Raw genomic sequence first — 240 nt, 5'->3', positions numbered from 1 at the left:
AAATTATTACTCATTTCAATGAGTGTTGAAGTTAACTCTTTCGATTGCTTTTGAGATTCTTTATTAAATTCAAGTTGTTGTTCGCATATCATTTCAATTCTGTTGAGTGTATTTGTTTTATCTTCTAGCTTAACAATTTGAATTGCTTGCTGATTTGATTTTTCTTCAAGCAAGCTTATACGAACATGAACGTCATTACTTTCCATTTGACACCAGCCTTAGAGAAGGAGGTGACTTTAG

Annotated in this window: 1 protein-coding gene; it reads right to left on the bottom strand. The window is 31.7% G+C overall.

Annotated elements, in window-relative coordinates; translation table 11 throughout:
* Positions 1 to 206: hypothetical protein (locus R0J92_RS26155; RefSeq protein ID WP_411053835.1), on the bottom strand; the 206-nt coding region annotated here is incomplete at its 3' end.
* Positions 207 to 240: the final 34 nt, after the last annotated feature.

Source organism: Tritonibacter sp. SIMBA_163, from assembly GCF_046535935.1.
Classification (GTDB): Bacteria; Pseudomonadota; Alphaproteobacteria; order Rhodobacterales; family Rhodobacteraceae; genus Epibacterium; species Epibacterium scottomollicae.
Note: the sequence above shows the minus strand (reverse complement) of the source record. Positions and strands in the feature narration are given on the sequence as shown.